The sequence below is a fragment of the Sedimenticola hydrogenitrophicus genome, assembly GCF_025175675.1.
Taxonomy (GTDB): Bacteria; Pseudomonadota; Gammaproteobacteria; order Chromatiales; family Chromatiaceae; genus Sedimenticola; species Sedimenticola hydrogenitrophicus.
In genome coordinates, this window is record NZ_JANIOA010000029.1 from 1 (window position 1) to 22,471 (window position 22,471).

Sequence of the window (22,471 nt, forward strand, 5' to 3'; positions counted from 1 at the left end):
AGCATGTAGGATGGGTGGAGGCGCGGCACCCTTGTTTGACGGCTGTGCGCGGTGGTCGGGCGCGCCGTAACCCATCTTCGGATGCGGATGCAGGTGCGCGATGGGTTGCGCGCCGGGGACGGAGCCGGCGGAGAGTTCATGGGGGCGCTCCACCCATCCTACGTCCGGAAGCAGTCCGGCCCCCTTACGGGTAAAGGGTAGGCTTAGCCCCGAATCACCCGGCCGCTGGCGCCGTCGCGGATGGTGGAGGGGGCTCGGCTGCCGCCCAGTGGCGCATGGAGGAGGCAGTCGACGCGGCTACCCAGACGCAGACGCACCTGTAGCGCGGAGCGGGCCGGGTGTTGGCCGCTGCGGTTGGCACTGGTGGAGACGATCGGGGAGTCGCAGGCACGGCAGAGGGCGGCAGCCAGGGGAAGGGCGGTGACCCGTACGGCAAGGGAGCTATGCACCCCGGTGAGCCAGAACGGCAGCCAGTCGGCGGCCGGCAACAACCAGGTGTGGGGTCCCGGCCAGCTGGCCAGGATCGGCTGCATCAACGGATCGGCCAGGGGTTTCACAAAGGGTCGCAGCTGCTCGAAATCGGCGGCAATCAGGATCACCCCCTTCTCCGCAGGACGCTGTTTCAGCGCCAGCAGTGCCTCCATGGCGGATTCGTTCAGGGGGTCGCAACCAAGGCCGTAGACCGCCTCGGTGGGGTAGGCAATGAGGCCGCCGCGCCGAAAACAGCGGGCGGCCTCACGCAGTTTCCAGGGGATGACAGGGTGACGCATCCGTTCCCGGGCTCAGAGGGATGCCTGCAGTTTGGCGTCCTTCTCCATGACCTCGGCGGCGTTTCTTTCCCGGTCCGCGCGGATCCTGGCCGCCAGATCGGGGTCCGACAGGGCCAGGATCTGCGCGGCCAGATAGCCGGCGTTCTTGGCACCGGCCTTGCCCACCGCCACGGTGGCCACGGGGATGCCGCCCGGCATCTGCACGGTGGAGAGCAGGGCATCCATCCCCTGCAGGGGACCGCTGTCCAGCGGGATGCCGATAACCGGTTTCAGGGTCAGACCGGCCACGGTGCCGGCCAGATGCGCCGCCAGCCCGGCGGCGCAGATAAAGGCGGCGCAGCCACGGGCATCGGCATCCTTCACATAGCTGTGGGTCGCATCCGGGGTGCGGTGCGCGGAGGTGATCTTCGCCTCAAACGGGATGCCGAGGGAGTTGAGAACATCCATCGTAGACTGAAGTACCGGCAGGTCCGAGTCGGAACCCATCAGAACTGCGATAAAAGCTTTGCCCATGGTTCACTACCCAAAATCGAATAAAAAATGAGCAGGCCACAATACCGGATTTTGTTTTGCCCGGCTATCTCCATGCGTCATTCATTTCCCAGTAAAGAACAAAATTCCTTATGATTTATCAATGCGCGATCCGGGTCTTCTCTGGTGGTATAGGAAAAACCGAGTCCGGCCGGGCTTCCCGCGCCGGCCGATGAATCCAGGAACTGCAGATGATTATGATAAAACAGCGATGGGTCGGCCCGATCTTCCCGCTTCTGGCTCTGCTGCTCGCCAGCCTGTTGAGCCAGGCCGAAGCCCGGGCGACGGAGGCGGTCGAGCTCGGCATCACGGAATACGCCGATACCAGCCAGGCCCACCGGGTATCGCCCGGCGACCCCCCGGCCGCCGTGCGGGTGAACAACTCCACCGCCGATCACGCGGAGTTCAAGGAGCTGCGGGGACCCTTCAGCAGCGGTCCCGAGGTGACCCGGGCGTGCCTGGACTGTCACAACCAGGCGGGTCACCAGTTCATGCAGGGCATCCACTGGACCTGGGAATACAAACACCCGGTGACCGGGCAGCTCCTGGGCAAGAAGCACCTGGTCAACAACTTCTGCACCAATGCCCGGGGCAACGAGGGGATGTGCGCCCAGTGCCATGCCGGCTACGGCTGGAAGGACGACAGCTTCGATTTCAGCAATCAGGACAACATCGATTGCCTGGTATGTCACGACGCCACCGGCAGCTACTACCGTACCCCCAACTCCAAGGGCAACGCCGCCTGCTCCATCATGTTCGAGGACAAACCCGAGCTCGACCTGGCCAAGGTGGCGCAGAGCGTGGCCCTGCCCAGCCGCTCCAACTGCGGCACCTGCCACTTTTACGGTGGCGGCGGCGACGGGGTCAAGCATGGCGATATGGACTCGTCCCTGAAACAGCCCGACAAGGCGCTGGATGTGCACATGGATGCCCACGGCCTCGACTTCGGTTGCACCGAGTGTCATCAGGGCGAGGGGCATCAGTGGTCCGGCAGCCGCTACCACCTGGAGGCCCGGGACAACGCGGGCACCGGCAAGCCGGGACAACGCCGCCAGGTGGCCACCTGCGAGAGCTGCCACGGCGACACCCCGCATCCGGGCAACCACCTGAAGGCGCTGAAGTTGAACGGACACACCGACCGGGTCGCCTGCCAGACCTGCCACATTCCCACCTTCGCGCGTGGCGGTGTGGCCACCAAGACCGATTGGGCCTGGCGTACCGCCGGCCGGCTGAAGGACGGTGAAGGCTTCAAGCTGAAGGAGTACACCCAGGGCAACGGCGAACACCGGGCCACCTACAAATCGATCAAGGGGGATTTCAAGTACGGGGAAAACCTCAAGCCCAGCTATGCCTGGTTTGACGGGGTGATGAACTACACCACCATCGATACCAAATTCGATCCCCAGGCGGGCGCGGTGAAAATCAACGCCTTCAGCGGCGCCCATGACGATCCGGACTCGCGCATCTGGCCGTTCAAGCAGATGCACACCACCCAACCCTACGACAAGGGCAACAACACCCTGGTCTACATGCACCTGTGGGGCGACGACGCGGATGCCTATTGGGGCAACTACGATTTCGGCCGCGCCATCAAGGTGGGCATGGAGAAGAACGGCAAACCCTACTCCGGGGAGTATGGCTTCGTCGAAACCGTCTCCTATTGGCCCATCACCCACATGGTGGCGCCCAGGGAGGATGCGCTGGCCTGTGCCGAGTGCCACGCCAGGGAGGGTCGGCTGAGTGAACTGCGCGGCTTCTACATGCCGGGGCGCGACGGCTTCGGCTGGCTCGACATGCTCGGTTACCTGGCGGTGATCGGCGCACTGCTGCTGGTCCTGGGCCACGCCGTGGTGCGGATGGTGATGTGCAAAAAGCGGGTGACCGAACACTGCAGGGGCGAGGAGTAGACGACATGGCAAAACGAGAGCAACACGCGGTTACCATCTATACCCGCTACGAACGGTTCTGGCACTGGAGCCAGGCGGCGCTGATCTTCCTGTTGGCGATCACCGGCTTCGGCCTGCACGGCACCCACGACCTGCTGCCCTTCGACAAGGGGGTGATGCTGCACACCTTCGCCGCCCTGGGGCTGATCCTGTTGTGGATCTTCACCACCTTCTGGAACTTCACTACCGGCAACTGGCGGCAGTTTCTGCCCAATACCAAGGGGCTGTTCGCGGTGATCCGCTACTACGCCTGGGGCATTCTGTTCGGCGAGGATCATCCGCACAAAAAGACCCTGCGGCGCAAGCAGAACGCCCTCCAGGGCTTGGCCTATCTCACCTTCATGGTACTGATCGGCCCGGCGCTCTGGTTCACCGGCATCATCTACCTGTTCTACGATCTGTGGAACGAGATACCCGGTGCGGCCGACGGCCTGTTCTGGGTCGCCTTCCTGCACACCGCGGCGGCGTTTTTGATGGTCACCTTCGTCATCATCCACATCTACATGACCACCACCGGCAAGACCCCGCTGCATTACATCAAGACCATGATCAGCGGTGTGGAGCGCGTCGAACTGACCGAGGTGGAGCGCGCCTACCTGGCCGAGGAGCATCCGGAGCGGCTGAAGGAGTAGCGGATCCCCTCACTATGCCCACGGCCGCAGTAACGCCGGCGGCGGCACGGTACGGCATGTTCCCCTCTCTGTCAGGGCTACGGGGAGTATCCCAGGGGGGCGGGCTGCATCCGCCTTTCGGAACGGACTATGCTTAGGCATATTCCGTGACGACAAGGAGCTGCGATGAGTACAACAGATCAGCGACCACTGCTCTGGGTGGGCCATATTTTCCTGGCCACCACGCGGATTGCCCAGTCGGCTGAGTTCATGGGTCAGATCGGCATGCGCCTGGTGGATCAGGGGGATGACTACGCAGTATTCGAGCTGCGGGGCGGCACCCACCTGATTCTCACTCAGGTCAGGCAGTTTACCCCGGGTGAAGCCGATTTCGATCTGATGGTCGATGATCTGAAGGCAACCCACCGCCAGTTTGCCACCCTCGGGCTCGATCCATCGCCCATCGAACCGGGTCACATCCACTCCAGCTTCAACATCAAGGAGCCGGGCGGCAACATGATCCGGGTACTCTCCAGTCATGTGGGCGATAAACCGGTCTAGGAGGGCGACGCATCATGAACGGACAGCCGGCCTGGATGGAGAAGGTGGAGCAGCTCAGTCTGTTCCCGACTCCGGTCTGGACATTCCATCTGACAGCGGATGCGCGCGCCCGGGTGCACGGCGAGATGATGCCCCTGCTTGACCGCCTCCGCCCGGATGCCGAGGCGCGGCCGGCGGGCCAGGGCTGGCAGTCGCCACGGGATCTGCAGCGGCACCCCGAGTGTGCCACCCTGATCGGCCATATCGATGAGAGTATCGGCAACATCCTGCGCTATCTGAAGATCGGCTACCAGGCGTTCGAGATCACCGGCTGCTGGGCCAACGTCAACCCCCCGGGGGTGGCCCACCGCAGCCACAGCCACCCCAACAACTACCTCAGCGGCGTCTACTACCTGCAGGCCCCGGCGGGCGCCGATAGCATCAACTTCCACGATCCCCGGGTGCAGGCCGCCATCATTCGCCCGCCGGTCACGGAGCTGACCGCGGCCAATACCGACCAGGTGGTGGTGCGGGTCGAGCCCGGCACCCTGTTGCTGTTTCCCGCCTGGCTGCAACACTCGGTCGAGGCCAACGGCAGCGACGCTGAACGCATCAGCATCAGCTTCAACATGATGTTTTCCGCCTATGCCGAGCAGCTGGGCAAGCCCCTGTGGTGAACGGCGAAAGCGGATGGGTTCAGGGCATCGTTTAGGGGTAACTACTCACTTACAGACCGAGTGAGTAGTTACATTCAGGGGCCGGTATCGGCCGCCAGCAGGGCGCTGATGGTGGCGGCATCCAGGAGTAACTCGTCCCCCGCCTTCTCTTTGCCGTAGACCCCGTTGGCCAACCGCTGTTTCTTCGCCTGCAGGGCCAGGATCTTCTCCTCGATGGTGCCCTCGGTGATCAGCTTGTAGACGAACACCGGCTTCTCCTGGCCGATGCGGTGGGCGCGATCGGTGGCCTGCATTTCCACGGCCGGGTTCCACCAGGGATCATAGTGGATCACGGTGTCGGCCTCGGTGAGGTTGAGCCCGACGCCACCGGTCTTGAGGCTGATGAGAAACAGGTCTACCTCGCCGTGGCGGAAGCTGTCGATCACCTGGTCGCGCTTGCGGGTCTGCCCGGTCAGCTTGCAGTAGGGGATCCCCGCCCCCTGCAGCGCCTGCTCGATCAGGCTCAGCATGGAGGTGAACTGGGAGAACAGCAGGATGCGGCGCCCCTCTTCGAGCAGCTCCGGCAGCAGCTCCATCAACAAGTCCAGTTTCGCTGAACGGGCGTCCCTGCCGCTCCCGGTCCCCACCGGCAGCAGGCGCGGGTCGCAGCAGACCTGGCGCAACTTGAGCAGCGCGTCGAGGATGGTGATGTGGCTGCGCGCCAGGCCCTTTTTGGCGATGGCGTCGCGCACCTTCTTTTCCATCGACAGGCGGATGCTCTCGTAGAGGGCGGCCTGCCTGCCCGCGATGGGCACGGTGCGCAGCAGTTCGCTCTTCGGCGGCAGCTCGCCGGCGACGACATCCTTGGTACGGCGCAGCATGAAAGGGGCGGTGCGCTGCGCGAGCCGCTGCAGCCGCGCTTGGTCGCCCTGTTTTTCGATCGGGGTGCGATAGCGGCGGGTGAACTGCTCGCGGCTGCCCAGGAAACCCGGCAGCAGGAAGTCGAACTGGGCCCACAGTTCGCCCAGGTGGTTCTCCATCGGCGTACCCGTGAGACAGAGGCGGTGATTGGCCTTGATCGCCCGCACCAGTTGCGCCGCCTGGGCGCGGGGGTTCTTGATCTGCTGCGCCTCGTCGAGGATCAGGTAGTGGCAGGGTTGGGCGAGCAGCACCTCCCGGTCGCGCGGCAGCAACGGATAGGTGGTGAGGATGAGGTCGTACGCGTCCAGGGTGTGGAAATGCTCGTTCCGTCCGGGGCCGTGCAGCACCAGCACCTTGAGTCGCGGAGTGAAGCGCGCCGCCTCGCGTCGCCAGTTGCCCATCAGGCTGGTGGGGGCGATGATCAGGCTGGGGTGCTGCATCCGCCCGGCGCGCTTTTCCACCGCCAGGTGGGCCAGGGTCTGTACCGTCTTGCCCAGCCCCATGTCGTCGGCGAGAATGCCGGCCAGCTCATACTCGCGCAGGAACTGCAGCCAGTTCAGCCCCTGCTGCTGGTAACCGCGCAGTTCGCCCTTGAAGGTGCTGGGCGGCTTGACATGTTTGATCCCGGTAAAGCCGCGCAGTTTGTTCGCCAGGCGTTGCAGGGAGCGCGCGCCCCGGATCTCGATATCGCCCAGCTCCAGCAGGCGCGGCGCATCCAGGCGCGACAGCCGCAGTTCACTGCCGCTCCCCAGGCTGTCAAAGAGCTCGATGATGTTCTGCAGGATCGGCTCGACCTGCTCCCGCGCCACCTCGACATAGTGACCCGCCGCATAGGGAAGATAGAGGGTGGGTGGCAGGGTGCCGGGGCGATAGCCGTCGATCAGCCCGCTGATCAGCGGCAGCAAGGGATACTTCCGGTCGCCAATCTCGATATCGAAGCGCAGGCCGAACCAGTCGCTGTCCGACTCCTCCACCTCGGCGCTGATATCGGCGGCGCGGCTGAGGCTGAGGGTCGAATCCGCTGCCTGTTCCACCTGCCAGCCCTCGGCCTGCAGGCACGGCACCACCTCGCCGAGGAAGCGGAACCAGGCGCCCAGGGCGGCTTGGCGCGCGCCCGCGATGGGTAGCGGCGTGAAGCGACCCGGCCGCGCCGCGTCGCGCTGCAGGCCCTCGGCCATCAGCCGTTCGCCGGCCGCAGTCTCGGCGGTTGGGTCACGGTGGATGCGCAGCAGCCTGCCGTCCTGCTCCCGGGTGATCGTCGCCGCGCCGGGGGCGGGATCGATCAGCAGCTCGCCCCTCTCGCCCTTTCCACCATAGCGGAATTGCAGTTCCAGCGTGGAGTTGAGCGGCTCGCCACCGTCGAGGAACAGGGTGAGCCGCGGCAGCGGCGGTCCGCCGCCGAGATCGGTGATCTCGACCGGCTCGGGGGTGGGCAGTTGCGGGTGGTGTAGCGCCAGCAGGCGGCTGATCCGTCCGGCCTCGCCGCGCGGGACCGGCGGGGCCGAGGCGAGGGCGTGCAGGCGATCGGCGTCGATCCCGTCGGGCAGCACCAGTGCCCCGGCCTCGTGGCGCGCCGGGTCGATATAGAGCGGCGGGGTGACGGGCACCATCAGCGCCGCATCCGCCAAGCCGAGCACCAGGCGCAGCAGGCGGCCTTCGTTTTCCCATCTCAATACGGCGTCGCGGACCGCGCCGTGCCGTAGCGGCCGCTCACGCTGCTCCCCCCAGAAGGCACGTCCGCTGTCGATCATCATGTCCAGCGCGGGGTTGCCGGCAGCTCCGCGCAGCAGCGCGCTGCCCCACTGATAGGCGTTGCTGGCATTCAGCAGGGCGATGATCTCCTCGTCGGCCGGCTGCAGGTAGCGCGGCGTCTGGTAGTGATTGCCGAGGCTTGCCAGGGTGACCCGGCGGCCCTTGCCGAAGTGGCCGTCACGCTTGCGCCGGGCAATGGTGAAGTTGACCTCGATGGCGCCCTTACTGCCTGGTGCCAAGGCATAGAGGAGCTGATCAACCGCGGCTCCACCAGCCCGCGTCCCGGGCTGTTGCGGTGACTGGAACCTTTCGAGCCAGTCGGCAAAGGCCGAGGCGTCGTCGGGCTGGACCCGGCCGGCTCCCTCGCGTTGCCGGCAGGCCAGGCAGGCGGCAACCACATGCTTGCAGTTATACCCCACCGGGCAGTCGCAGAAGCCCTCGATCTCGATGCCCTCTGGCGAGCGGTTGAGCCAGATATCCTGGTCGTAGAGCCGCTGGCCGCTGCCCCGGGTGGTGGTCAGCAGGCGGATGCCGGCGTCGTCCGACCGGATCACCTCGATGATCTCGACCCGTCCCTGGTGAAAATAACCGTTGCCGCGCTCGTAGGCGCCGGGGCCGCACTCCCTGCGCAGAAGCATGGCGGTTATCTCCTGAAACTCGATATTCAATGGCGTACTCGTTGCGGGTTTGTTAGCAGTGGACTTAGGCAAAGGCGGCCATATTACTCCAGGGCGACGGTAGCGAGAACACCCTCCATTGATCCAGGGCGCCCCGAACATACATCCATGGCCCGGACTGGTAACTCGTGTATCGGAGCTCGCAGTACTTGTAGGGTGGGTTAGGCGCGCCCTGCGCCGGGGTTGGTCGTTTGCATTGCATCGTGCGCGCGCCGTAACCCACCGTTTGGCGGTCGGGAAATCGGTGGGTTACGCGGCGCCCGGGTGTTGTAGCGGCCGGGCAGCGTGGTGCCTGTGCGCCGCTAACCCACCCTACGAATACTGATCCATCCCGGCGATGCACCGCGGCAACCATGCTGTTAGGATATAGGTTCAGTCACAATCAGGAGCATTACCATGCAAGAAAGGATTCTTGGCGCTCTCCAGGCGCATTTCGGACACGCCCACTTCCGCCCCGGCCAGGAGGCGGTGATCGGCCATCTGCTGGCGGACCGCTCGGCCGCGGCGGTGTTTCCCACCGGCGGCGGCAAGTCGATCTGCTATCAACTGCCGGCGCTGCTGCTACCCGGTGTCACCCTGGTGGTGTCGCCGCTGATCGCCTTGATGAAGGACCAGATCGATGCCCTGAGCGAGCGCGGCATCGCCGCCCGGCGGCTCGACTCGACCCTGAACGCCGAAGAGTACCGTGAGGTGATGGAACAGTTGCGCGACGGCCGCCTGCGACTGCTCTATGTCGCCCCGGAACGATTCAACAACGAACGCTTCCGCGAGGCCATCGCCCGGGTGCGGGTGTCGCTGTTCGCGGTGGACGAGGCGCACTGCATCTCCGAGTGGGGCCACAACTTCCGCCCCGATTACCTCAAGCTGGCCGGCTTTGCCCGGCAGATCGGCGCCGAACGCGTCCTCGCCCTGACCGCCACCGCCACGCCGCCGGTGCTGGAGGATATCCGTCGGGTATTCGATATCGCCCCCGAGTGCGCGGTGCGGACCGGCTTCTACCGGCCCAACCTGGAGCTACGCAGCAGCGTGGTCAGCACCGCCCAGCGTGACGCCGCGCTGCTCGGCATGCTGCAGGAGCGCCCGCCCGGCCCCGCCATCGTCTACGTCACCCTGCAGAAGACGGCGGAGCTGTTGGCCGAAAAACTCGCCGCCGCCGGCTGGCCGGCCCGCGCCTACCACGCCGGCATGCAGGACGAGGCGCGCGCCGGGGTGCAGGAGTGGTTCATGGGCTCGGACCGGGCGGTGGTGGTGGCCACCATCGCCTTCGGCATGGGCGTGGACAAGGCGAATATCCGCTATGTCTACCACTACAACCCGCCCAAGAGCCTGGAGAACTACGCCCAGGAGATCGGCCGTGCCGGCCGCGATGGCGAACCCTCGATCTGCCACCTGCTGTTCTGCCCGGATGACCTCAACGTGCTGGAGAATTTCATCTATGGGGACACGCCGGGAGCCGGCGCCCTGCACAGCCTGCTCCACGACCTGTTCGGCCGGGAGGCCGAGTTCGACCTCTCCCTGTACGAACTGGCCGCCCGTCATGACATCCGCCCCCTGGTGTTGCGCACCCTGCTCACCTACCTGGAGCTGGACGGCCTGCTGGAGGGCGGCACGCCGTTCTACAGCCAGTACAAGTTCAAGCCGTTGCTCGGCTCAAAGGCGATCCTGGAGCGCTTCGAGGGTGAGCGGCGGGCATTTCTCGGCGCCCTGTTCAAGCAGGCGCAAAAAGGCCGCACCTGGCTCTCCCTGGATGCCGATGCTGCCTCCGCCGCCCTGCAGTGTCCGCGCGAGCGGGTGGTGCGTGCCCTCGACTGGCTGGGCGATCAGGGGATGCTGGAGTTGCAGGCCGCCGGGGTGCGCCACCGCTACACGCGCCGGCGCCTGCCGGATGACATTGATGCCCTTGCCGCGGCGCTGCACCAGCGCATGGCCCGCCGCGAGGCGGGTGAGCTGCAGCGCCTGCGCCAGGTCTGTGAAATGGCCGCGCTGGAAGGGTGCCGCACCGCCCTGCTGGCCGCCCACTTCGGCGAGATGCTAGCGGCCCCCTGCGGTCACTGCAGCGGCTGTCTGGAGCCTGCACAACCGTTACCGGAGAGAGAACCGCGGGCGATCCCGCCAGGCCTCGCCGACCAACTCGCCCCCCTATTGGCGGAAAAGGCCGCCGCCCTCGACTCGGCACGGGCGATCGCCCGCTTCCTGTGCGGGATCTCGTCGCCCGGGCTGAGCCGCGCCAAACTCGGCGGCCACCCGCTGTTTGGGCGGTTGGCGGAGGTGCCGTTCGGGCGGGTGGTCGCCTGGGTAGAGGAGAGTGGTCTGGGAAGTTGATAATGAACTCGAATAAAGTTACTGACGTAGGATGCCGGTGAGCTTGCGAACCGCATCATTTGCCGGGCGCCAGAGCCGGAATGATGCGATTCGTTTCACTCATCGCATCCTACGGGTCTATCCATAGAATGAGGATTTTAAGTAACGACTCACCCTGCGAGTAGTCACGATGGATGATCAGAGCATGTGTGTAAATCCGGAGTTGAACTCCGGATTTTTACGCCCCGGTGCTGTTATAGGTAGCGTGGCTTTTCCCAGTTCATCCCTGTGTCACGGCCGGCACCTACGGTTTACGCATGCGCCAGAAGACCGGAAAACGCGGCTTGCCGTGGCGGGTCCAGCCGTGGTGCTTGAAGGTGATGGTGCTGCCGATCGGCGGCGGATCGCGCCGTTCGGCATCGCTCAGTCCCGAGCCGACGGCAAACCGGGTGCCGTCGGGCAGCACCACTTGCAGCGACCCCACCAGCCCCGCGTACTTGCCCTGGCCGGGGTTGTAAGCCACCACTTCCGCCTCGCTGTCGTCGAAGCGCTTGTACTTGCGCAGGTGCTCGCTGCGGCCCGGCTGGTAGGGGGAGGCGGCGGCACGCAACATCACCCCCTCGCCACCCTGTGCCTCGATGGTGTCCAGCACCTGTTCCAGATGCGCCCGTCCGGTGCAGCGGGTCTGGGTCGCCAGGCCGATGGGGGAGGGCGGCCGTTGCGCCAGCCAGTGTTGCACCGCCTGCATCCGCGCCTCGAACGGCCCCGTCTGTGCCGGCGCATCGAAAATCAGATAACGGATCTCATCCCAGCCCGGTCCGGGTGCATAATCACGCACGCTCGCCAGCGTTTGCGCGAAGCGGCCCCGCCCCGCCCACAGCTCGCCGTCGACCGGAAATGGCGGCAGGGCGGCGCGGAAGGCCGCGGGCAGGTTGATGGCTTCGCCGCCCCGGCTCAGCATACGCGTGCCGTCCCAGTAGCCGCGTACCCCGTCGTACTTCTCGCTCACCCACCAGCCGGTCGGATCGTCGCCCGAATGCCACAACGTCGCCAGCATCAGCCGGGGTGCCTCGGCCAGCGCATGACCGCCGGCCGCGAGCAGCCAGCACAGGCACAACAGTTTTACCGGGGATAAACGCAGCGGGATTCTCATGGCGTAACAAGCTCCTTTTGTTGCGCGATGTAAAAAGTGATGAGTTTTAAGCGGTATCCGAACCCGGGATGGCACGGCAACCGGGGCCCTCACTCCCAACAGTCTGGGCGGGCAGGCTTCCGGAACTATCGTGGACTGTCACAGTTCCCTGGCCGAGGGACCGAGCATACCCCAGCTTGGTTGTGGGATAAAGAATAGGGTGGTTCAGGGGTGTTGCGTCTTCGGGAGGGATGGAAGTCCTCTCTCTATACCCAGTTTACCAATCGCAATCCAGGCACCCGCTCAAACTCTTTCATGTTGTTCGTAACCAGAATCAAACCCAGTGCTCTGGCATGCCCGGCAATCATCATGTCGTAGGGACCTATTGGCTTTCCGATCTTGTACAACTCCGCTCTCAATTGCCCAAAGTGAGTCGCGGCCTGGTCATCGAAGGGAACAACCTCTAGCCTGGCCGCCAGTCCTTCGATATCGGCATGGCTCCTTTCCGGCCGGGAAGATCGCTCTCCCCAGGTAACAGATGATATACACATTCCTGATTACCCACAATACTCAGCCATGGTCGAATACCGTTTATTTAAGCCGCGAATGAACGCGAATACACGCAAATAGTGATAAAGATAACCAACCGCTCAGGATTTAATAAGGACCGACACATGCCCGAAAATGGTCGGTACTCTCCAAACCAGCGGATAAGATGTTTACGAAATGACATTATTCGCGTTCATTTGCGTTTATTCGCGGCTAATATTTTCCTCAACACAGCTGAGTTTGATGGGTAATCAGGAAAACATTTGTCTTTCATGTTGGATGAAGGCTTGGCGCACCCGCTCTGGACGATTCTTTATTGTGTATATGACTAGGTTGGTGTCCAACATATATATTTGAGCACTACGACATCTCCCTATCTTGATCTGCCGGTTGCTCTCTAACAGCCATAAAGTCATCGGTCACGCCGGGACCATCGAACCACTCATCCCACGACCTTCCCGCAGGTGTGATAATACGAGTATTTCCTATCGCAACGATATCCACCTCTCGGATATTTGCAGGTAAAGCCACGGGCTTTGGAAGCCTGACCGCTTGGCTTTGAATACTTTTGAATACTTTTGTGTGTACCGTCGCCATACCTTACCCTCCGATGTATATCCACGGACATATTCAATACTAACCCATGCTAAGGATATGTCAGTCGTATATCCTAGCGCCCGCGTGGGGGGCGACTAGTACTCCGTAAATGTGATAATTACGGATTCAGTTTCGTAGGGTGAATAAGCCGGTAGGCGCATGCCATCCTCGGGTCCGTAAACGGTACATCCATGTACCACTCCTCACCATTGCCGCTGACGCAATGAATTCATCATTTCCTCGGCAATGTCTGATCTAGGCCAGCATTTCCATCAGGACCGGATGCCAGCTTTCCAGTTCGATGCTACCCATTTTTTCACCCAGGCGCTGCCGGTCCACCGAGCGGATCTGGTCGAGCAGGATGCGGGCCCGTCTGCCCTGGAATCGAATCTCGGGGCGACAGCCCAACGGCTGCCCCTTGCTGGTAAGTGGTGCGATAATTATCCGGGGCAACACCTGGTTCATATCGTCGGGCGAGACCACCAGCGCGGGCCTGATTTTTCTTATCTCGCTACCCCGTGTCGGGTCCGGGTGCACCCAGTAGACCTCGCCACGCTTTACCATTGCCAATCCTTGTTCTCATTCCCGGTTTCGGCCAGGTCGGCCCAAACGTCCTCGTCGGCTTGCGGACGATAGCCATCAAACCAGCCCGTGCGTGGGGCACGGACCGCCTCGATGACGATACGCTTGCCATCGAGACGCAGCTCGATCTCGTTATCGATCTCGCAAGCGGCGAGAAACGTGGCCGGGATCAGGACGCCACGGGAGTTGCCGACCTTTCGAAGGGTGCTTTTCATTGTCGGTGACTCTGTTGAAGTATGTGATAACAATGTTAGTACCCCCCCGCCTTGTTTGGCACAACCCCGTGTTTGGTCAGAAACGACGCATCAAGATGACACCATTTCCAGGTCCGTCTCTCCACCAGGTGAAAGGGCCTCATCATGTGGCCAGCCTGGATTTTGCTATCGATCGCAGCACCGTCGGGCACATACAGCGCAATCACGGTGATGAGGCTGTCGAGCGCGCCCGCCGTCAAAGGGCCGTCACGGCCGCTGACTATCAGCGCCTGCCCGGCCTCCTCAATGATTACTCCACAGAGCACCTGTCGGTCTCGCCCGACCTGACCGGCGCAGGTCTCCCGGCGATAGAGATCCGTAACAGGCCGGGTGATGAGGAGTGGGTGTCTGTCTGGGAGGAGCGTGAAGGCCGCCGTCGCCACAATAGCCTGAGCATCAGGGTGGGTCGAGAGTGACGCCCCGTCGCCTTATGTCCCTGACGCTCCCGCCCCCGAGGCGGGCGGCGACATGCTCGCCACTCTCGAAACCATTATATAAAGTAGATAGGCACCATGATCAAGATCGATATCGACGACACCCAGGTACTGGCTGCTTTCAACCGGCTGATCGTGGCGGTTCTGGATATCCTCCATGAGTACCTGGAGCAGTCGCTGGATGGCGGCTAAAGTCATTTTCATAATCTGAAAATCTTGTTCATTTCCCCGCTCCGATATTTCCCGGCAAATCCCACAAAATCCTAAATAGCGCGCTTTTCCCCTCTCATTTATCTAGCGTGTAATCATCATCCAAAGGAACTCCATCGAACCGGATACGATAGCCCACAAAATCACTCACAGGCTTGCTGGCTGCAACAACAGTTCATCCCTGCGGGTGCGGGGAACACGCGTCACTTTCCAGTTCCGCGATGGAATTCAAAAGGCGGCTGGCATTTTTCGGACTGCGAAGAAGGTAGGCAGTCTCTTCCAGTGACTGGTAGTCGTCAAGTGAGATCATGACAACCGACCCGGCCCCCTTGCGGGTAATGATGACCGGGGAATGATCTTCACAAACCCGCTCCATTGTGCTCGCCAGATTGGCGCGGGCGGTGCTGTAGGAAATGGCGTCCACTGAGGGTTCCTTCAATATAATGTACTACTTATTGTATATCTGATGACCCTTGGATCAAACTGCTGCACAGCTCAACCAACCCAGCCGAGCTCATTAACGAGCACGATGTCTACGTATGTCGTCCTGAATCCCGTTGTTGAGTATCTGTGCTGCCGGTGCGGCAGCAAACCCAAGCAGAACGGACAGTCAGTAAAAAAGGTGACAGATCTACATTTCATAAATAAATCTGTTACCTTTTTCACGGATCCTATGGGATAACATCCGGCGGCCTCGCCGCGTTGGAATCTTTGACGGGTTGAGAGCACTAGGTACTCGCCGATATCCTCCAGTGGCGGCCTGACATCGGTTCCTGCATCGATCAGCCGATAGAGCGCGGCCAGTACCCGGGTGTCGTCGATTTCAACCTGTACCATGGTGTGCTATATGTAGTGTGTCGTGAGTGCTGCATGTCGTCGGCTGGCTTGGGGCCAGGAGCGTTCCGGACGATGGGCGACGGGTATCACTCACGATGCATCATCACCCACATAGTCTTGAGTGCCAACCGCTTCCCCGCGTACCTCCCACATCGTCACCAGTTCCTCCCGCCCATACCGTTTGCGGACCTCAACCATCAAAAACAGGTGACAGATCTATATTGCATAAATAAATTTGTCACCTTTTTCGATCCCCACTAGCGCGGGGGAACCGTCGTCCCACCGTATAGGGCTAGGTCCGATCCGGGCAAACCCCGCTTTTACCCACTCAGTCGCTGACGTTGGCTTCTATGAAGAATTTCTTCTGGTAAGGAGTCGCGGCAAATAATCGCGGATTTTCGTCGGCACTTACAACCCCCGCCGGGTCTCCACCAACACATCATCGGAAACACCCCCACGGGCGTGGGGAAGACTCATTCAGTCGCAGGCCGGACCCGTAGAGCAGAGAAACACCCCCACGGGCGTGGGGAAGACAATACCGCCACGGTTCATGCCAGCGATACAGGGGAAACACCCCCACGGGCGTGGGGAAGACCGGGAACGCCATCTACGCCTGCCTCATGCTAAGGAAACACCCCCACGGGCGTGGGGAAGACGACAGCCAGCACGGCCAGAGTCATACCGATTGAGAAACACCCCCACGGGCGTGGGGAAGACCCTACACCTACTGGGATGATGTACGGATAACTGGAAACACCCCCACGGGCGTGGGGAAGACGAGATCAATCCGAACGATCCGGCCGCCTTTTTGGAAACACCCCCACGGGCGTGGGGAAGACGCAACCCGCGTGGGGTAGCCCATGTGTCGTAGAGAAACACCCCCACGGGCGTGGGGAAGACTCATTACTCAGCGCATCCTTGAGCTCGTGGACGGAAACACCCCCACGGGCGTGGGGAAGACGTGATCAGCACCGGAGCACCGCTCTGCGCCTCGGAAACACCCCCACGGGCGTGGGGAAGACCCGGTATCGCTGGCCAAGATAGTGCCGGTATTGGAAACACCCCCACGGGCGTGGGGAAGACATGATCGAGAGATACGGCGCGCCCTGGTCGACAGAAACACCCCCACGGGCGTGGGGAAGACCGCCCAGGCGGTTATAGATATCGCGGATCGCGGGAAACACCCCCACGGGCGTGGGGAAGACTCCCAGCGGCCGCAAGAGATAGACAAAACCCTGGAAACACCCCCACGGGCGTGGGGAAGACCCGAGTAACACCGCATGGCACTGAAAGACCGCAGAAACACCCCCACGGGCGTGGGGAAGACGCTGCGGTCCGCCCAATCCTTGAGACATAACCAGAAACACCCCCACGGGCGTGGGGAAGACTCTAACCCGCCGTTTTCATACGTACCTATGCCGGAAACACCCCCACGGGCGTGGGGAAGACAACAAGGGGAACAAAAAATGTCTTTAAGCACAAGAAACACCCCCACGGGCGTGGGGAAGACTATTTACGGCCCACACGGATCAACTGTCCCCAGGAAACACCCCCACGGGCGTGGGGAAGACTGATCTGAAGCAACGGCGCCAGCACATCGGCAGGAAACACCCCCACGGGCGTGGGGAAGACACCGTCGACCGCTTTGACGGAGACCTGGAACCAGAAACACCCCCACGGGCGTGGGGAAGACGGGATGAAGCTGATCCATGATGGGTCTTTGTCGGAAACACCCCCACGGGCGTGGGGAAGACTTCACCGACCCACCATCCCCACTCATAGAAACAGAAACACCCCCACGGGCGTGGGGAAGACCTCAACCGGCGCACCCGTACCGGCAATGAAATAGAAACACCCCCACGGGCGTGGGGAAGACCGTGTACCAGGATCACCCGCCCCTTGGGCTGGTGAAACACCCCCACGGGCGTGGGGAAGACGCGGCCCAGGGCCTTGGCTTCATCGGCGACGAGGAAACACCCCCACGGGCGTGGGGAAGACCATCTCAGCCGCTCTTGCGGATGGGTGCATCCAGAAACACCCCCACGGGCGTGGGGAAGACTCGGGGACTACTCGAGCCCGGTTGCTCCCCTTGGAAACACCCCCACGGGCGTGGGGAAGACTGTGCAATACTCTCCGGGTAAGTCTGTGTTTAAGAAACACCCCCACGGGCGTGGGGAAGACAGTTTGACATCCAGTGACCGTTTATCGGTTTCGGAAACACCCCCACGGGCGTGGGGAAGACAATCCATTGGGTATATCAACCCCAGTGAAGCTAGAAACACCCCCACGGGCGTGGGGAAGACTCTCTGAATGTGACTGCACTATGAACCACCCCAGAAACACCCCCACGGGCGTGGGGAAGACACTGGATATGAGAGGTTCAGTGGGGTTATTGGGGAAACACCCCCACGGGCGTGGGGAAGACCGCTAGCGCATCTCTAAGGGAGACCGTTGCTGAGAAACACCCCCACGGGCGTGGGGAAGACTCTCTGTATGTGACTGCAGTATGAACCAATCCAGAAACACCCCCACGGGCGTGGGGAAGACCGTCCTGCAGGGATGCAATGATCTGTTTCCGGGGAAACACCCCCACGGGCGTGGGGAAGACAGCGGGTTGCCGTTTTCATCGTGCAGGTAGACAGAAACACCCCCACGGGCGTGGGGAAGACGGGGGGTTGGGCGCACTGGTCGCACTCGCTCAAGAAACACCCCCACGGGCGTGGGGAAGACCTAAAGCCGGCACTCTGAAGAGTGATGCCGCCGAAACACCCCCACGGGCGTGGGGAAGACGTCGATCCCCAACCGCAACACAAGCACCCGTTGGAAACACCCCCACGGGCGTGGGGAAGACCCAGGATCGGCGGGAATACGAACACGCTTTACAGAAACACCCCCACGGGCGTGGGGAAGACAACCCGGCTACCCGGCTACCTATCCACTGGGTAGAAACACCCCCACGGGCGTGGGGAAGACCTGTTTGCGGGGTAATTTCAGCACTGGTCACTGGAAACACCCCCACGGGCGTGGGGAAGACACTGCACAGGCCCGACACAAGCCGCGCAGGATGGAAACACCCCCACGGGCGTGGGGAAGACACGTGGTGTAAGTGCCGACGAAAATCCGCGATTATTTGCCGCGACTGCCTACCAGAAGAAGTTCTGCAGAGAAGCCAACGTCAGTGACTGAGTGGGTAAAAGCGGGGTTTACCAGGAAGCTGAATCGCTTTAATCGGGTGACAGACCTTTGGAATATTGCTAAGACAAGCTGGCCGAGGAGACAGGCGTAACGCCAGCTAAGATTGACCGTCACCACTGACGCTACGCCCCAAACCGTGCTTTCGCACAGCCGTGTCAGTGTCGCACCAGACGCGGTTTTTATCCAGCCCTCATCGGCCTTTCGTGCCGATGAACACCAGTGCTCGTCTTTACCACTGTGCCCGCTGCCATTGCCAAGTCTTTATCTGTCGGCGGTGCGACCGGGGGAATGTCTATTGCGCAGGCGGCTGTGCCGAACATGCCCGCCAGGCCTCACTACGCCGAGCGGGATCTCGTTACCGTTGCACCCGCCATGGTCGTCTGACCAACGCGGCTCGCCAGCAGCGGTTCCGGGACCGCCAAAAACAAAAAGTAACGCATCAGGGTTCCCCACCGCCGGTCGCGCTTGTTTTACTGCTGCTCGCATTAAAACCACCGGAAAGTCCACGGGAATACGCGCACCGTAAAGACCTTGCCGTCATTCGTTGCCGGTTTTGTGGTCGTGAATGCGAACCCTGCTTGAGACAGGACTTTCTGCGACCCAACGAACGCGCTCGATGGTCAAGATCACCGTGCGTGAGCAACGCCCGAGCAGGAGACCGCCATTGACCATCGACAAAGCACTCGAAGCAAAGATTCTTCGCTATCACTTCGTGGAACAGTGGGGCGTGAACACCATTGCCCGACAGCTGGGTATTCACCATTCTGCCGTTGACCGCGTGCTTGCTCAGGCGGGCTTGCCCAAGGCCGAACGCACCCGCCAAGCCTCGATTGTCGACCCCTACCACCCGATGATCATCGAGACGCTCGCCCAGTATCCCCGGCTCACCGCCGCGCGCCTGTATTCCATGGCGCAGGCGCGTGGCTACACCGGGGGGGCGAGCCAGTTTCGGGCGCATGTCGCGCAACTGCGCCCGCGCAGGCCCAGCGAGGCATATCTGCGGCTGAAGACGCTGCCGGGTGAACAAGGACAAATTGACTGGGGACACTTCGGTCACGTACAGATTGGCCGGGCAAAGCGCCCCCTGATGGCCTTCGTGATGGTGTTGAGTTGGAGCCGGCAGATCTTCCTGCGCTTCTATCTCAACCAGCGCATGGACAACTTCCTGCGTGGTCATGTGGCGGCGTTCAACGCCTGTGCCGGCGTGCCCAGGGTACTGCTGTACGATAATTTACGCTCCGCCGTACTCGAACGACAGGGTGATGCGATCCGCTTTCATCCCACCCTGTTGGACCTGTCGGCGCACTATCGCTTCGAACCGCGTCCGGTGGCGCCGGCGCGGGGTAATGAAAAAGGCCGTGTCGAGCGGGCAATCCGCTATATCCGCGACAGCTTCTTTGCCGGGCGTCCCTGGTCGGATGTTGACGACTTGAATGCGCAAGCCGACGCCTGGTGCTCAGGCTTTAGTGCCAATCGCCCCTGTCCGGAAGATCCAAGTATCAGCGTGCGCGAAGCCTTCGAACAGGAGCGCAGGCAACTGATCGGATTGCCGGATAATCCCTATCCGAGCGACGAACGTCTCGAAGTGAGTGTCGGCAAGACCCCGTATGTTCGCTTTGATCTCAATGACTACAGTGTGCCGCACACACAGGTACGACGCGCCTTGACGGTACAGGCTTCACTGAATCAGGTGCGGGTGCTGGCAGGCACTGAGGTGATCGCCGAACATCCACGCGCTTATGGCAAGGGCGAGCAGATCGAAGACCCAGCCCATCTCGAAGCGCTGGTCAGCGCCAAACGCGCCGCGCGTCATCATCGCGGCCAGGATCGACTGGCACAGGCCGCCCCATCCAGTCGTGCGCTGTTACAACAGGCCGCACACCGCGGCACCCCGCTGTCACGTGCCACCGCCGAGCTGGTGCAACTGCTCGATGACTACGGCGCGAGCGAACTTGAGCAGGCCATCGCCGAGGCGCTCAACAACGATGTACCCCATCCCAGCGGTGTGCGGCAAGTCCTCGAACGCCGGCGTGAGCTACGCGATCGACCACCACCGATCACGCTGACGCTGCCCGACAACGATAAGGCGCGCAACATCGTTGTGCGTGCGCCTTCGTTGGCGCTCTATGACCAACTCAACCCCGATACCGATGATGACCCTGAACCGGAGCAAACTGATGACGACATCCTCTGATGCTGATCCGATCTTACGCGGCGACCTAAGGCAACGCGCTGCCGCGCTGAAACTGCATGGCCTGCTGGCCCACTGGGATGAGACACCCGAGGCCGAATGGCCCTGGGTGCGCAGCCTCATTGAATGGGAAGAGATCGAGCGCAAGCGTCGCGGACTTGAACGGCGCCTCAGTGCGGCGCACATCGGGCGCTTCAAGCCGCTGGCCGACTTCGATTGGGGTTGGCCGACACAGTGCGACCAGGCCGCTGTATCCGGGTTCATGACCCTGGGCTTTATCCAGCAGACCGCCAACCTCATCCTGGTTGGACCCAACGGCGTCGGCAAATCCATGATCGCACAGAACATCGCCCACCACGCCGTGATGCAAGGACATAGCGCGTTGTTCGTCAACGCCGCCCAGATGCTGGGCGACCTGGCGGCGCAGGATGGTGACAACGCACTGCGGCGTCGGCTGAAACACTATGCCCACCCGGACGTCCTGGTGATCGACGAGATCGGTTATCTCTCCTACGGCAATCGCCACGCCGATCTGTTGTTCAACATCATCAACCGCCGTTACGAACTCAAACCCACGATCGTGACCACGAATCGACCGTTTGCCGAATGGAGCGAGGTGTTCCCGAACGCCGCCTGCGTCGTGTCAATTGTCGACCGACTGGTGCATCACTCAGAAATCCTCGTCATCGAGGGTGGGTCGTATCGCATGAAAGAGGCCAAGGAGCGCGCCACCAGGAAGAAGAAATCGCCCAAACCCCGACGGGCCGTTCCCGCGAAGGCGACGGACAAATCTCCGGCAGGAGAAAAATGACCATGTCGATGAAAGTGACCCGCTTATACACTTACTGGTCGCCCGCCGAAGCTCAGACCATCATCGAGTTCCTGGATCGATTGCGAGATCAGCTCTGGGATACCTACGGTGACCAGATCATCAGTCTCCTGCAGGAAGCTTCCGTCTCTCAGGACGTTGACGAACTACAGGCCAAGCTTGAGTTCGACGACGACATCGAGTTCTAGCCAGGACGGCTAACGTGCGCGAACGATGGTGTCAGTGAGCCACCATGCCTAGAGGCGGAAACAGGTCGCGGCAAATAGTCGCGGTTTTACTCCGGCAACAACACGTGGTCACCCCCAAAATGAGTACCCTCTCGAGAAACACCCCCACGGGCGTGGGGAAGACCCATTTATTTTATGTTTAATCTTAATCATTGAAGAAACACCCCCACGGGCGTGGGGAAGACGTGAGCGCGCTTGTAGGTTTCCGATGCTGCCCGGAAACACCCCCACGGGCGTGGGGAAGACATTGATCCCGCACCCCGGACAATACACGTAGTAGAAACACCCCCACGGGCGTGGGGAAGACGGGCGCACTGTCACCACAGTAAAAAAGGGTTCAGAAACACCCCCACGGGCGTGGGGAAGACTTGGGGGTGACCACGTATGGTCGCAGTGTCACCGAAACACCCCCACGGGCGTGGGGAAGACTCGCCGGGGTGGTCATAATCGGCGGACTGATCAGAAACACCCCCACGGGCGTGGGGAAGACCGGGTGGCAGGCAGCACCAAGCACCGAAAGATGGAAACACCCCCACGGGCGTGGGGAAGACACGGCCGGCGGCTCGTCGTGGCGGAAGATCACGGAAACACCCCCACGGGCGTGGGGAAGACCGGTAGATGAAAATCAACTTCGAGAGGTACTCAGAAACACCCCCACGGGCGTGGGGAAGACGGGCTGGCGGCAATCGTGCCGGAGTCCTATAAGGAAACACCCCCACGGGCGTGGGG

At 62.1% G+C, this 22,471-nt stretch carries 18 protein-coding genes and 2 CRISPR repeat arrays (1 of these 20 cut by a window edge); of the genes, 9 read left to right on the forward strand and 9 right to left on the reverse strand.

The window, feature by feature from the left end; translation table 11 throughout:
• Positions 1-203 precede the first annotated feature (203 nt).
• Complete coding sequence (gene tsaC, locus NPX02_RS14965; protein WP_260294569.1) at positions 204-770, reverse strand: L-threonylcarbamoyladenylate synthase type 1 TsaC; 567 nt, start codon at positions 768-770, stop codon at positions 204-206.
• A gap of 12 nt (positions 771-782) precedes the next feature.
• Positions 783-1,283: a 5-(carboxyamino)imidazole ribonucleotide mutase gene (purE, locus tag NPX02_RS14970; RefSeq protein ID WP_260294570.1), complete on the reverse strand. Its 501-nt coding sequence runs from the start codon at positions 1,281-1,283 to the stop codon at positions 783-785.
• Positions 1,284-1,492: 209 nt separating this feature from the next.
• Here purE and NPX02_RS14975 point away from each other — a divergent pair, with 209 nt between their 5' ends.
• The 4 genes from NPX02_RS14975 (at position 1,493) to NPX02_RS14990 (ending at position 5,075) form a co-directional block, all read left to right on the forward strand.
• Positions 1,493-3,208 carry a tetrathionate reductase family octaheme c-type cytochrome gene (locus NPX02_RS14975; protein WP_260294571.1) on the forward strand — a complete coding sequence of 572 codons (1,716 nt, stop codon included), beginning with the start codon at positions 1,493-1,495 and terminating at the stop codon, positions 3,206-3,208.
• A gap of 5 nt (positions 3,209-3,213) precedes the next feature.
• A complete protein-coding gene (locus NPX02_RS14980) occupies positions 3,214-3,879 on the forward strand; it encodes a cytochrome b/b6 domain-containing protein (protein ID WP_260294573.1) in 666 nt (221 codons plus the stop codon).
• A gap of 165 nt (positions 3,880-4,044) precedes the next feature.
• Positions 4,045-4,419 (forward strand): VOC family protein, encoded by a 375-nt coding sequence (locus tag NPX02_RS14985; protein WP_260294574.1) that lies wholly within the window; start codon positions 4,045-4,047, stop codon positions 4,417-4,419.
• 14 nt (positions 4,420-4,433) lie between these two features.
• Positions 4,434-5,075 carry a 2OG-Fe(II) oxygenase family protein gene (locus NPX02_RS14990; protein ID WP_260294575.1) on the forward strand — a complete coding sequence of 214 codons (642 nt, stop codon included), beginning with the start codon at positions 4,434-4,436 and terminating at the stop codon, positions 5,073-5,075.
• 74 nt (positions 5,076-5,149) lie between these two features.
• Here NPX02_RS14990 and NPX02_RS14995 read toward each other — a convergent pair whose 3' ends face one another.
• Positions 5,150-8,395, reverse strand: a complete 3,246-nt coding sequence (locus NPX02_RS14995) for a DEAD/DEAH box helicase (protein ID WP_260294576.1) — start codon at positions 8,393-8,395, stop codon at positions 5,150-5,152.
• Between the two features lie 405 nt (positions 8,396-8,800).
• On the opposite strand from NPX02_RS14995, the gene NPX02_RS15000 reads away from it, so the two are divergent.
• Complete coding sequence (locus tag NPX02_RS15000) at positions 8,801-10,726, forward strand: RecQ family ATP-dependent DNA helicase (RefSeq protein ID WP_260294577.1); 1,926 nt, start codon at positions 8,801-8,803, stop codon at positions 10,724-10,726.
• Positions 10,727-11,009: 283 nt separating this feature from the next.
• Here NPX02_RS15000 and NPX02_RS15005 read toward each other — a convergent pair whose 3' ends face one another.
• The 5 genes from NPX02_RS15005 to NPX02_RS15030 form a co-directional block, all read right to left on the reverse strand.
• Positions 11,010-11,858, reverse strand: coding sequence for a DNA ligase (locus tag NPX02_RS15005; protein ID WP_260294578.1), 849 nt, complete (start codon positions 11,856-11,858; stop codon positions 11,010-11,012).
• Positions 11,859-12,103: 245 nt separating this feature from the next.
• Positions 12,104-12,388, reverse strand: coding sequence for a PIN domain-containing protein (locus tag NPX02_RS15010; RefSeq protein ID WP_335342584.1), 285 nt, complete (start codon positions 12,386-12,388; stop codon positions 12,104-12,106).
• Between the two features lie 358 nt (positions 12,389-12,746).
• Positions 12,747-12,983, reverse strand: coding sequence for an antitoxin (locus NPX02_RS15020; protein ID WP_260294579.1), 237 nt, complete (start codon positions 12,981-12,983; stop codon positions 12,747-12,749).
• Positions 12,984-13,238: 255 nt separating this feature from the next.
• Positions 13,239-13,547: a type II toxin-antitoxin system PemK/MazF family toxin gene (locus tag NPX02_RS15025; protein ID WP_260294580.1), complete on the reverse strand. Its 309-nt coding sequence runs from the start codon at positions 13,545-13,547 to the stop codon at positions 13,239-13,241.
• The gene (locus NPX02_RS15030) at positions 13,541-13,780 is read right to left on the reverse strand and encodes an AbrB/MazE/SpoVT family DNA-binding domain-containing protein (RefSeq protein WP_260294581.1); all 240 of its coding nucleotides are present in this window, start codon (positions 13,778-13,780) and stop codon (positions 13,541-13,543) included. The genes NPX02_RS15025 and NPX02_RS15030 overlap by 7 nt, the downstream gene beginning before the upstream one ends.
• Positions 13,781-13,875: 95 nt before the next feature.
• Between NPX02_RS15030 and NPX02_RS15035 the strand changes: the two genes are divergently transcribed.
• Positions 13,876-14,235 carry a hypothetical protein gene (locus NPX02_RS15035; protein ID WP_260294582.1) on the forward strand — a complete coding sequence of 120 codons (360 nt, stop codon included), beginning with the start codon at positions 13,876-13,878 and terminating at the stop codon, positions 14,233-14,235.
• 403 nt (positions 14,236-14,638) lie between these two features.
• Here the strand turns inward: NPX02_RS15035 and NPX02_RS15040 are convergent, their stop codons facing one another.
• Positions 14,639-14,887 carry a type II toxin-antitoxin system Phd/YefM family antitoxin gene (locus tag NPX02_RS15040; RefSeq protein ID WP_260294584.1) on the reverse strand — a complete coding sequence of 83 codons (249 nt, stop codon included), beginning with the start codon at positions 14,885-14,887 and terminating at the stop codon, positions 14,639-14,641.
• Positions 14,888-15,745: 858 nt separating this feature from the next.
• Positions 15,746-18,395: a CRISPR direct-repeat array (repeat unit 28 nt; unit sequence GAAACACCCCCACGGGCGTGGGGAAGAC).
• Between the two features lie 764 nt (positions 18,396-19,159).
• On the opposite strand from NPX02_RS15040, the gene istA reads away from it, so the two are divergent.
• From istA to NPX02_RS15055, 3 genes are read left to right on the forward strand one after another with little or no spacing between them, the layout of a single operon-like run.
• Positions 19,160-20,689 carry an IS21 family transposase gene (gene istA / locus NPX02_RS15045; protein ID WP_260294586.1) on the forward strand — a complete coding sequence of 510 codons (1,530 nt, stop codon included), beginning with the start codon at positions 19,160-19,162 and terminating at the stop codon, positions 20,687-20,689.
• Positions 20,673-21,497 (forward strand): IS21-like element helper ATPase IstB, encoded by an 825-nt coding sequence (gene istB, locus NPX02_RS15050; protein WP_260294587.1) that lies wholly within the window; start codon positions 20,673-20,675, stop codon positions 21,495-21,497. Before istA ends, istB begins: the two co-directional genes overlap by 17 nt.
• A 2-nt stretch (positions 21,498-21,499) precedes the next feature.
• Positions 21,500-21,703, forward strand: coding sequence for a hypothetical protein (locus NPX02_RS15055; protein WP_260294588.1), 204 nt, complete (start codon positions 21,500-21,502; stop codon positions 21,701-21,703).
• Between the two features lie 135 nt (positions 21,704-21,838).
• A CRISPR array of direct repeats spans positions 21,839-22,471; the repeat unit is 28 nt; unit sequence GAAACACCCCCACGGGCGTGGGGAAGAC (it continues 2,323 nt past the right edge of the window).

Excerpts from the sequence above, each read along its gene's own strand:
- NPX02_RS15010 (WP_335342584.1), bottom strand. The coding sequence starts at position 12,388 with ATGTGTATATCATCTGTTACCTGGGGAGAGCGATCTTCCCGGCCGGAA.
- NPX02_RS14985 (WP_260294574.1), top strand. The coding sequence starts at position 4,045 with ATGAGTACAACAGATCAGCGACCACTGCTCTGGGTGGGCCATATTTTC.
- tsaC (WP_260294569.1), bottom strand. The coding sequence starts at position 770 with ATGCGTCACCCTGTCATCCCCTGGAAACTGCGTGAGGCCGCCCGCTGT.
- NPX02_RS14980 (WP_260294573.1), top strand. The coding sequence starts at position 3,214 with ATGGCAAAACGAGAGCAACACGCGGTTACCATCTATACCCGCTACGAA.
- NPX02_RS14975 (WP_260294571.1), top strand. The coding sequence starts at position 1,493 with ATGATTATGATAAAACAGCGATGGGTCGGCCCGATCTTCCCGCTTCTG.
- NPX02_RS14990 (WP_260294575.1), top strand. The coding sequence starts at position 4,434 with ATGAACGGACAGCCGGCCTGGATGGAGAAGGTGGAGCAGCTCAGTCTG.
- NPX02_RS15000 (WP_260294577.1), top strand. The coding sequence starts at position 8,801 with ATGCAAGAAAGGATTCTTGGCGCTCTCCAGGCGCATTTCGGACACGCC.
- istB (WP_260294587.1), top strand. The coding sequence starts at position 20,673 with ATGACGACATCCTCTGATGCTGATCCGATCTTACGCGGCGACCTAAGG.
- purE (WP_260294570.1), bottom strand. The coding sequence starts at position 1,283 with ATGGGCAAAGCTTTTATCGCAGTTCTGATGGGTTCCGACTCGGACCTG.
- NPX02_RS15055 (WP_260294588.1), top strand. The coding sequence starts at position 21,500 with ATGTCGATGAAAGTGACCCGCTTATACACTTACTGGTCGCCCGCCGAA.
- NPX02_RS15005 (WP_260294578.1), bottom strand. The coding sequence starts at position 11,858 with ATGAGAATCCCGCTGCGTTTATCCCCGGTAAAACTGTTGTGCCTGTGC.
- NPX02_RS15020 (WP_260294579.1), bottom strand. The coding sequence starts at position 12,983 with ATGGCGACGGTACACACAAAAGTATTCAAAAGTATTCAAAGCCAAGCG.
- NPX02_RS15030 (WP_260294581.1), bottom strand. The coding sequence starts at position 13,780 with ATGAAAAGCACCCTTCGAAAGGTCGGCAACTCCCGTGGCGTCCTGATC.
- NPX02_RS15035 (WP_260294582.1), top strand. The coding sequence starts at position 13,876 with ATGACACCATTTCCAGGTCCGTCTCTCCACCAGGTGAAAGGGCCTCAT.
- NPX02_RS15025 (WP_260294580.1), bottom strand. The coding sequence starts at position 13,547 with ATGGTAAAGCGTGGCGAGGTCTACTGGGTGCACCCGGACCCGACACGG.